The sequence below is a fragment of the Rhizobium sp. LjRoot98 genome (genome assembly GCF_964252935.1).
Lineage (GTDB): Bacteria > Pseudomonadota > Alphaproteobacteria > Rhizobiales > Rhizobiaceae > Pararhizobium.
Genome location: NZ_CAXUPW020000007.1, coordinates 294,795 through 304,645, shown reverse-complemented (window position 1 = coordinate 304,645; position 9,851 = coordinate 294,795). Strand labels below are relative to the sequence as shown.

Annotated in this window: 8 protein-coding genes and 1 pseudogene; 7 read left to right on the top strand and 2 right to left on the bottom strand. The window is 58.3% G+C overall.

What is annotated here, in order from left to right; translation table 11 throughout:
• Positions 1-675: pseudogene (locus ACSQ3J_RS22110) on the bottom strand (IS3 family transposase); the annotation flags it as partial.
• Positions 676-1,038: 363 nt separating this feature from the next.
• Between ACSQ3J_RS22110 and ACSQ3J_RS22105 the strand changes: the two are divergent.
• The 7 genes from ACSQ3J_RS22105 (at position 1,039) to ACSQ3J_RS22075 (ending at position 8,709) form a co-directional block, all read left to right on the top strand.
• Positions 1,039-5,025, top strand: a complete 3,987-nt coding sequence (locus ACSQ3J_RS22105) for a PAS domain S-box protein (protein WP_436040275.1) — start codon at positions 1,039-1,041, stop codon at positions 5,023-5,025.
• Between the two features lie 266 nt (positions 5,026-5,291).
• Positions 5,292-5,501, top strand: a complete 210-nt coding sequence (locus ACSQ3J_RS22100) for a cold-shock protein (protein WP_056540424.1) — start codon at positions 5,292-5,294, stop codon at positions 5,499-5,501.
• Positions 5,502-5,626: 125 nt separating this feature from the next.
• Positions 5,627-5,851: a hypothetical protein gene (locus ACSQ3J_RS22095; RefSeq protein ID WP_436040273.1), complete on the top strand. Its 225-nt coding sequence runs from the start codon at positions 5,627-5,629 to the stop codon at positions 5,849-5,851.
• Between the two features lie 31 nt (positions 5,852-5,882).
• A complete protein-coding gene (locus ACSQ3J_RS22090; protein WP_436040271.1) occupies positions 5,883-6,263 on the top strand; it encodes a DUF6481 family protein in 381 nt (126 codons plus the stop codon).
• A gap of 94 nt (positions 6,264-6,357) precedes the next feature.
• Positions 6,358-6,633: a hypothetical protein gene (locus ACSQ3J_RS22085; RefSeq protein WP_060504299.1), complete on the top strand. Its 276-nt coding sequence runs from the start codon at positions 6,358-6,360 to the stop codon at positions 6,631-6,633.
• Positions 6,634-6,836: 203 nt separating this feature from the next.
• On the top strand, positions 6,837-7,916 hold the full coding sequence (locus ACSQ3J_RS22080; RefSeq protein WP_436040269.1) for a sensor histidine kinase: 1,080 nt from the start codon (positions 6,837-6,839) through the stop codon (positions 7,914-7,916).
• Entirely contained in the window at positions 7,888-8,709 is an 822-nt protein-coding gene (locus ACSQ3J_RS22075; RefSeq protein ID WP_436040267.1) for a hypothetical protein, read from the top strand. Before ACSQ3J_RS22080 ends, ACSQ3J_RS22075 begins: the two co-directional genes overlap by 29 nt.
• A gap of 223 nt (positions 8,710-8,932) precedes the next feature.
• Here ACSQ3J_RS22075 and ACSQ3J_RS22070 read toward each other — a convergent pair whose 3' ends face one another.
• On the bottom strand, positions 8,933-9,850 hold the full coding sequence (locus ACSQ3J_RS22070) for an FAD:protein FMN transferase (RefSeq protein ID WP_060504302.1): 918 nt from the start codon (positions 9,848-9,850) through the stop codon (positions 8,933-8,935).
• Between the last annotated feature and the right edge of the window lies 1 nt (position 9,851).

Genomic DNA, 9,851 nt, shown 5'->3' with positions numbered 1-9,851 from the left:
TGTAGGTGATGTCCGTGACCCAGGCCTTGTCCGGAGCCGCGACGTCAAATTGCCGATCGAGTGTGTTGTCGATAGTGACGGCAGGCCTGCCGCCATAGATGCCGGGACGGCGTTTGTAACCGATCTGCGCCTTGATCCCGGCGAGACGCGTCAGACGCGCGACCCGGTTCGGGCAGCACATCTCTCCCTGATCGAGAAGATCGTCGTGCAGCTTGCGATAACCGTAGACCTTGCCGCTCTCTTCCCATGCCTTCAGGAGCAAATCGGTCTGTCGCCTGTCCTCGTTGGCTCGCCTGCTCAGCGGGTTCTTCAGCCAGGTGTAAAATCCACTCGGGTGAACCCGCAGGAGACGGCACATCGTCCGCACCGAAAACTGCAAGCGATGCAGGGCAATGAACGCGTACTTCACTTTGCATCCCTGGCGAAATACGCGGCCGCTTTTTTTAGGATGTCTCGCTCTTCGGTGACGCGAGCCAGTTCCTTCTTCAGCCGCCTGATCTCCTCGGCCTCGTCGTTGCCTTTGGCGTTCGACGCGGCAAACTTCTTCTTCCACTCATACAGGGAATGCTGGCTCACGCCGAGGCGCTGAGAAACCTCCGCAACCGGATAGCCTCGCTCCGTGATCTGACGCACAGCGTCGCGCTTAAAATCTTCGCTGAAATTCGATTTGCTCATGATGCTCTTCCTGCCTCAAAATTAGGAAAGAAGGCGTCTACAAATCTAGGGGCTATTCATGCCATGCTTTCAGTTCTTGATGACGCCGTCGGCTTACGAGAAAATCCCCACTGTTCTCAGACTTGTTCACCAAGGTGCTGTTGGACCCAATCGATTGGGCGTTCATGCGGCGACAGAAGTATCGTTTAGGAACTTGCGATACGACATTGACGGTACCGATTTCGAAGAATGATCGGGGAGCGAACCGTGGCCCCGCGGGCTTGACCGCAGGCAAGCAAAATTTCCGCCCCATACGTGAAGAAACGTGCTTCCCTAAAGCGATGTTATGCCTACATTTGCCGAAAACATTTGAATGGTCCCGCAATGTCCGACGATTTCGATTTCCTTGCCCACCAGGGCAACCTTGCAGGCTTGATCCGTGCCTTCCATTGGTCGAAGACCTCGCTCGGGCCTCCCTCTCGCTGGCCGCAAGCGGCGAGGGTGACGACAGCGACAATCCTTCAATCACCTGTCCCGATCGTCACCCTTTGGGGCGAGGACGGGATCATGATCTATAATGACGCCTATGCCGTTTTCGCCGGCGGCCGCCATCCTGCACTACTCGGGTCGAAGGTCCGTGAAGGGTGGCCTGAGGTCGCAGCCTTCAACGACAACGTCATGAAAGTGTGCCTCGCCGGAAGGACATTGGCTTACGAAGACCAGGAATTAACCCTCCATCGGAGCGGAAAGCCCGAGCCAGTGTTCATGAACCTAGACTACTCGCCTGTCATGGACGAAAGCGGTACGCCGTGCGGAGTGATAGCGATCGTTATCGAGACGACGGCCAAGGTCGAAGCAGAACGCTGGCGCCAGGACGAGCAGAACCGTCTTCGTCGTATGTTTGAACAGGCCCCCGGCTTCGTCGCGATGATGCAAGGCCCGGACCATGTTTTCGAGTTGACCAACGCCGCATACCAGCGGCTCGTCGGCCGTCCCGATGTCGTCGGCCGGTCTGTGCGGGAGGCTTTGCCAGACCTGCAAAGCCAGGGCTACTTCGAGATCCTGGACGAGGTTTATTCCACCGGCGTGCCATACGAAGGCAAAGCGCTTCCCGTCGACCTGCAATCAGAAGTCGGTGCCCAGGTTGAGCGCAAATACATTGATTTGATTTATCAGCCCGTTTTGGATCCAGATGGCGCTGTCGTCGGCATTTTTGCGCAAGGTTCTGATGTCACTGACCGCGTAATCGCCGAACAAGCACTGACAAACAGTGAGCGGCAAAGCCGCCAGATCCTCGATGGGGCGGTCGACTACGCCATTATGGCGTTGGATATGAACGGACGTATCCTTCGCTGGAACGAAGGCGCTCGGCACATCTTCGGTTGGACGGAACAGGAAGCGGTCGGGATCCACTGGGAGATGCTGTTCACGCCCGATGACCGGGCAGCAAACCGGCCGCGAGAGGCGATGGAAGCTGCCTTGCAGCTGGGGACTGCCCATCACGATCGCTGGCATGTTCGAAAGTCTGGCGAGCGGTTCTGGGCGAGCGGCGAGATCAGCCCGATCATCCGCGATGAAGACGGTCATCCGATCGGTCTGGTCAAGGTCTTGCGTGACCAGACTAGCCAGCATCTGGCGGAGCAGGCGCTGGAGGAGGCGGACGCGAGGCTGCGCCGGGCGCAAGAAGCTGGAAAGGTCGGGGTATTTTCCCTCGACATCGAGACCAACATCCTGACGCCAACGCCGGAATTCTGCAAGATCTATGGGCTCTCCGAGGCGAAGGCGGTCGATATCTCGACGGTCGAGGCGCTCGTCTTCGATGAGGATAAGGAGATCGGCTCCAACGCCAGGACACGCCGCACCGGTCAGTCGCCGCTCAATGTCGAATACCGGATCCGACGGGCCGATAACGGCCAGAAGCGCGTGATCGCCCGCCGCGGCGAATTCGAGTTCGATCCTGCAGGAAAGCCTATCCGCTTCGTAGGTGTCGTCCAGGATGTGACGGATGAGCGCAAGATTCGGCGAGACCTGAAGAACAGCGAAGCGCGCTTTCGAGCCCTGGCTCAAGCGATACCCAACCACGTCTGGACGGCAACGCCCGACGGCCAACTCGACTGGTTTAACGAGCGGGTCTACGAGTACGCACGTGCCCGCCCGGGTGAGCTGGACGGCGCGCTGTGGACAAGCATCGTTCACGAGGAAGACGTGGCCAGTGTCGCAGAACGCTGGCAATCAGCGCTGCTCTCTGGTCACGACTACGAAACGGAGGTCCGGCTCAGGCGGTCTGACGGGCGCTATCGCTGGCACATCGTCCGCGCGGTACCCGTTCGAGATGATGGTGGAAGCATCATTCGTTGGGTTGGGACGAACACGGACATCGAAGACCAGCGCGATGCACGCGCCAGACTCGAAGAGCTGAACGAAACGCTCGAGCAAAGGGTAACGGAGCGGACGGCGGACCGCGACCGAATGTGGCGGCTATCGACCGACATCATGCTCGTGGCAGACTTCGGTGCGAGGATTACTGCTGTCAATCCAGCGTGGAAAACCGTATTCGACTGGGAGGAGTCGGACATGGTCGGGCGATCCTTCATGGACCTGATCCACCCGGATGATATTCAGGCGACACTGGCGGAAGTCGGCAAACTCAGCGAGGGCGCGACAACATTCTCCTTCGAGAACCGATACCAGGCCAGGGATGGCGGCTACCGGATGATTTCGTGGACGGCCGTTCCTGACGACGATTATATTCATGCGGTCGGACGCGACGTGACCGAGGAACGTGAAGCCGCCGCGGCCCTTCGCAAGACCGAGCTCGCGCTGCAGCAAGCACAGAAGATGGAAGCCATCGGCAATCTGACGGGTGGTGTGGCCCACGATTTCAACAACCTCCTACAGGTGGTTGCCGGCAATCTCCAGCTGCTGGTCAAGGATGTTGCCGGCAACGATAAGGCAGAGCGAAAAATCTCGAACGCTCTGGCCGGCGTTAATCGCGGATCAAAGCTTGCATCGCAGCTGCTCGCCTTCGGACGCAGGCAGGCCCTTGACCCGCGCGTTGTCAATGTCGGGCGTCTCATCCAGGGGATGGACGAGATGCTGCGACGCACGATTGGAGAGGGCGTCGAGGTCGAAACCGTAGTATCGGGCGGGTTGTGGAATACACTTATCGACCCGATGCAGATTGAAAATGCCGTGCTCAATCTCGCAATCAACGCGCGCGATGCCATGGACGGGTTTGGAAAGCTGACGATCGAGGCTGGTAACGCCTACATAGACGATGCCTATGCCCGTCAGCACCAGGAGGTCGAAGCCGGTCAATACGTCTCTTTATCTGTCACCGACACTGGAACCGGCATGTCACCGGAACTGATCGAGAAAGTCTTCGAGCCGTTCTTTTCCACCAAGCCTGAAGGCAAAGGGACGGGACTTGGTCTTTCCATGGTCTATGGCTTCGTCAAGCAGACGGGAGGGCATGTCAAAATTTACAGCGAGCCCGGGCAGGGTACCACGGTGAAGATGTATCTCCCTCGGTCCGTCCAGCAGGAAGACGTCGAAGTCGCATTGTCCGAAGGCCCCGTGGAGGGCGGCCAAGAGACCATTCTGGTTGCCGAGGATGACGAAGGCGTCCGCACGACCGTAATCGAGATGCTGCAAGAGCTCGGATACCGGGTCCTGAAGGCGAACGATGCCGCGGCCGCCCTCAGCATCATCGAAAGCGGCATTCAGATCGACATGCTGTTCACCGATGTCGTCATGCCGGGGCCTCTAAAAAGCAGCGAGATGGCAAAGAAGGCAAAGGAACGTTTGCCGCACCTCGCTGTGTTGTTCACATCCGGCTACACGGAAAACTCGATCGTCCATGGAGGGCGTCTCGACGCAGGTGTGCAGCTGTTGTCAAAACCCTATACGCGCGAAGCGCTGGCCCGCAAGATCCGCCATGTCCTCAACAATGAGAAGCAGCGCGGGGTAGCTCAGGAGCGCCAGGACCAAGTGTCCACATCTACGCCCAGACCGGTAGCGCAAACTACATCTCGTGTGCTTCTCGTCGAGGACGATCCGTTGATCCGGATGGCGAGTGCCGACATGCTGGCAGATCTCGGCGTCGACGTGTTGGAAGCCGGATCGGCGGAAGAAGCGCTGCCCTTGTTGGAGCAGGGTGGTTTCGACGTTCTGGTGACGGATCTTGGACTGCCGGGAATGTCGGGGGAAAAGTTCTGCCAGGTTGTCAGGCAACGCTGGCCTGAGATTGGCATCGTGTTTGCGACGGGCGCAAGCCACGGCCCGCAACTTGTCGATCAGTCACGGACGGCCTTGCTAATGAAGCCGCACGGTATCAATGATCTTAAACGAGCTCTGGAGGCGGTCCGGTAAGGGGCGTCGGTTTAAAGCGATGCCGGACGCGGGTTTTCTACGAGAGGACAACCAAAAGGAGAAAGGTGCGTTCGTCGAAAACTAAGCGTTGACGAACGCTGTATCCTGACGTATAGAGTGCTTATCGATCTTTTGCTTGCCGAGCTTTGGTTACCACGCGACTGGCACCGCGTTCTAAACGAACTTCTCTCTCAAAAATAGTCGTTACAACCGTCCTCGGAGCGCTGCTTCGCGGATCCTCTCTCTATGCTTTGAAAGGGTTCATCATGACCACTGGCACAGTAAAATGGTTCAATTCCACCAAGGGCTTCGGCTTCATCCAACCTGACAACGGCGGCGCTGACGCCTTCGTTCACATCTCTGCCGTCGAGCGCGCCGGAATGCGCGAAATCGTCGAAGGCCAGAAGATTGGCTACGATCTCGAGCGGGACAACAAGTCGGGAAAGATGTCCGCTTGTAATCTCCAGAACGCTTAAATCGATCTCTGCTTCCCTTTGACCACGGATGTACTGGCACTGCCGGAAGCAATTATCAGTTTGAGGCCAGGCAGATCGCCTGGCCTTTTTCGTTTTGGCCTCATAGCCAACATTGAGGATATCCAATGACAGAGACATACAGCAAGTCTCGCCAGCAGGCCGAGACCGCCTTCGGCAGTCTTCAGACGGAGTTCTTCGCCAAGAACAATGCTGCGGAAGAACTCGAATCCGTGGCTCAGGCGCGCGATGCCAAGACAGTCAGGTTGCGCGAAGCGCGGCTCGCTAAGGAGCAAGCCGACCGGATGTCCGCAACATCCGCGCTGCTTGCCAAACGATCCAAGGCCAGCTGAACATCCGAAACGCAATAGTCAGGATATTGATTTGAGAAACGCTAGAAACAACGAATTCACCGATGGACGCTCCGCTGCGGGGGATGCCAAGGCATCCCTTCTCATTGCCTACCGCGCAGCAAAGACGGCAAACGAGCCGTCGCAATCCGCTAGGCAGGCCGAGCGCATCTCGCTTGTTGAAGCTCGTGAAGCGCGCCGTGCAGAACGGGAACGACTGAAGCAGGAGGAGCGCTCCCGTATTGAGTCCCTTGCGGCTCAAGAGCAAGCAGTCCTCGAGGCCGCGGCGACAGCCGAGATCGAGGCGCGACAACTGGCCGAAAACGCCCGGATATCACGAGTTGTTGAAGACGAGCCCGCCCGCAAGGCTGAACGAGACAGACGCTACGCCGCACGAAAGGCCCGGCAGGTCTAGCATTTAGGCGTCCACCTTCTAAAGGGTTGGTCTGTGCAACAGATCAGATCGTGACATCGTCATGCCCCAATTCACGCTTTTTCAGGAACCTTTTATGGCACCCGATACAAACGAACTGCAGGCGATCAACACGGCCTGGCAAATTGCGATCCAGGAAATCCTGCGCATGATCATCAGAGACATGTATCACGCCGGCGGCGAGGCTGCATTTAACACACATATCAAGCGGATCGAAGAAGCGGCGGTGGACAGCATCCACACGGATTTGCGACTTCGCGGCACCGATGAATGGACCGAGGTGTTGGTCAAGGAACGGGCCAGCAACTTCGTGACGACCCTCCTAACGTCCTTTACCTACGACCGCGCTTGATGAGGATGCGCATCTCTGCAGGCGTTGAAACTGCTGAGAAGTGAATTCTCATGTGGGCTCGCAAGGCCGACTGGCAGCGAGGCGACGGATGACTGACCAAGGCTGGTCAAACAGCGGCTTCACTGGCGTGGCATTCCGCAATCCGAATCCTTTGGATCCGCGCCATCCGGCATGCTAAGTACCGGACGATAAATGGCTGTGAGTTGCAAATGACTGCTGAAGAATCGCCGATGAGCCCTGAGACTGTGGCCGACCTTCCCCATCTTGGTGAGGCGTTGGACGATGACCGCTTCCGGCAATTCCTTGATCATGTCCCGTTCGGTGTAGCGGTGGCGGAACTCGCGCCGCAGGAGGTGCTGGTATACGCCAATATCGAGTTCGAGCGCCTGATGGCGGCTTCAGCTGAGGAGCTGCAGGGTAAGCCATGGTCCTCGCTCCCTCTGGCGCGCTCTCTGAGTGGAGATCAAGACCTCGCAAGTGCCATTGTGGCCGGCGAGGAGTATCTCGGGGTGTTTGCGACACCCTTCCATACGGAGCCGCAGTCGCACATTGACGCGTGGTCGAATACAATCGTCAATGACGCTGGCGCCCCACTCTTTCGTCTTGTGGCCATCGCGACCACGAATAGTGGCCAGACCGGGACTGATCTGGCCAGCACGCTGGCGGAAAAGGACGTGCTTCTCAAAGAGTTGCAGCATAGGGTCAAAAACAATCTCCAGATGATTACAGCGCTGATCCGTATGGAAGCCCGCAACGCTCAACATCCGGAGGAAGGCGAGCGCTTCAACCGACTCGCGGGTCGAGTGGACGCGCTGGCGATCCTCTACCGTTCCCTTTCCGATACCAACGCGGATGAGACGGTCGATCTCGGGATATATGTCAGCCAGATTGCTTCGGCGGTTATGGCCGCGCATGCGGTTCCGGGTATTCGGCTCGATTTGAAAGTCGACACCTGGCCCGTCTCCGTCAACATTGCGATGCCTGTCGGTTTGGTCGTCAACGAGCTAATGACGAACGCCCTTAAACACGCATTCAAGGACCGTGATGGCGGTGAGATCGTCTTGCGCTGCGTGGTGGATGATACAGGCTGCAGGATCTCGGTGGCAGACAATGGCATCGGTCTCAGCAATCCGTCCGACTGGCCGCGTCGCGGTAAGCTCAGTGCGATGATCGTGCAGTCGATCAAGCATAACGCCAAGGCGGACGTTCAGGTAGAAACGGCGTCCGGGATGGGGATGCAAGTCACCATCGTGTTTGAAAAGCGGGAAGCAAATCAAACCTAACTCCGTGAATGCGAACTCGGTGATCAATGAGTGCGGTTTTCAGGTGAACTCGTCGCATACGCAACGGGCGTTCTACATTGAAAATCAGGGCAAGTTCTCTGCACCGTCGATCGCGGTCAACGGCAAGTCCAAGCTTGGGTCAGGCAAAATGATCTCGCCGCCGCCTGTGGATGGCTCTCCCGTTGTCCCCGATCCTCTGGCTGGCATGCCTGAGCCAGATGCGCGAACGGTTTGTACCTCGAACGGCCTGAAGACGATCAACAGTCAGGCAAAGATGTCAATTGAACCGGGTGTATATTGTGGTGGCCTGACGGTGAACGCCGCCGACGAGGTTACGCTGAAGCCTGGCGTATACGGTTTTCGAGACGGTGCCTTCACCTTGAACACATCCGCCAGGGTGACAGGAAAGGACGTGCAGTTCTATTTCGAAGATGCACAGTCACCATTGCTGTTAAACGGTGCCGCGATCCTGCAAGTATCGGCTCCGACCAAGGGTGAGCATGCCGGTATCCTGATGTTTCAAGGGCGCAAGGCAATGGATGGCAATGTGCAATTCCGTATCAACACATCTGCGGGTAGCTTCTACAATGGCCTGATCTACCTGCCATACGCGGTAATCGACTGGAACGTCAGCGGCAGCCTCAATACGGAATCGAGCTATACGGCGCTGATCGCCAAAGTGTTGAACCTTTATGTATCGGGCACCGCGCTCGTCAAGAAACCGACGCAAGACGGGAATGATTTTATACCCACCGGGCTGTCCGGCGGCCGCGGTATCCGGCTGGTGGAATAGTGCTGACACCGCACCCGGAAACTGGTGCGGTGATAAAGAGGATCGAGCAACGTGTGTCACGCTACAAGGTCGCACGGCTCGATCGCCGACCGGCTAACTTTACGGCGCCACGAAAAAAGCCGGCGTGGCTCGTTTTGTTCAATGCTGTGGCCACTTTTATCAACGAACAATGCTGTGCAGGCCCGTTAAAAACGAGGGGATTACTCCTTCATAAGACCTCCACTCATGTGGCAGACCAGACCTCCAGGCGTGCTTGTTCAAAGCGGCCCATCATGGCGTGGATCGGTTCGACATCGGGCATCAGGCAAGCGGCTGTCGACAGTGCATCGGCGATGGCCGCGGAACGGGCTGATACCGAAATTGCGCGCCATTTTGCCGGCGCAGGCATTCCTGTCTCAGGATCGAGGATATGTCCGTCTCTTCCAGCCTGATCGAAGGTCGTGCCCAGAGGAGCGGATGTGGCGAGCGCGCGCTGGCGCAACGCCAAATGTTCGCCGGTTTCCAGTTGCACCGGCCATTCGCCGCCCTCTGGCCGTCCTCCGAGGGCACGTAACTCACCGGTGTCGATCAGTATGTCGGTCAGGCCCTCGGCCTCCAGAAGCACGGCAACCCGGTCGGCGACGTAGCCCTGACCGATCCCGTTCAGCGTCAGCGCCATGCCGGGCTGCAGAGTGATCGCCGCAGCGTCGAGTTTCACCTTGTCCCAGCCGGTCTTGCGCCGCGCCTCTTCGATGGCCCGCGCATCGGGCCGGCTGCTCCGTGCGGCGGCCTCTGCCCAGAGCATCCAGAGAGGTTGCACGGTCGGATCGAACCGCCCGTTGCTCGCTCGCTGAACGGCGCCGGCGATTGACAGGCATTCCAGCAGTTCGAAGGGCGGGGCGTCGAGATGGCCCTCGCTGTTCAGCCGGGAAAGCGCGCTTTGCGTGCGGTAGAGGCTGAGAATGTTTTCCAGTCTGTCGATCTCGGCCACGACGCGGGTCGTGATGGCTTCGGCCTCGGGATGGTCGAGCCTGATCGAGGCGCGTGCGCCGAGAGCTTGGCCGGTCCAGAGCCGGCTGGCTCCCGTCTTGGCGTGGGCAGCGGCAGGCAGAGCGGCCATAACGGCGGAAATGGCGAGCAGGCGGCGTCTTGTCAGCATCATG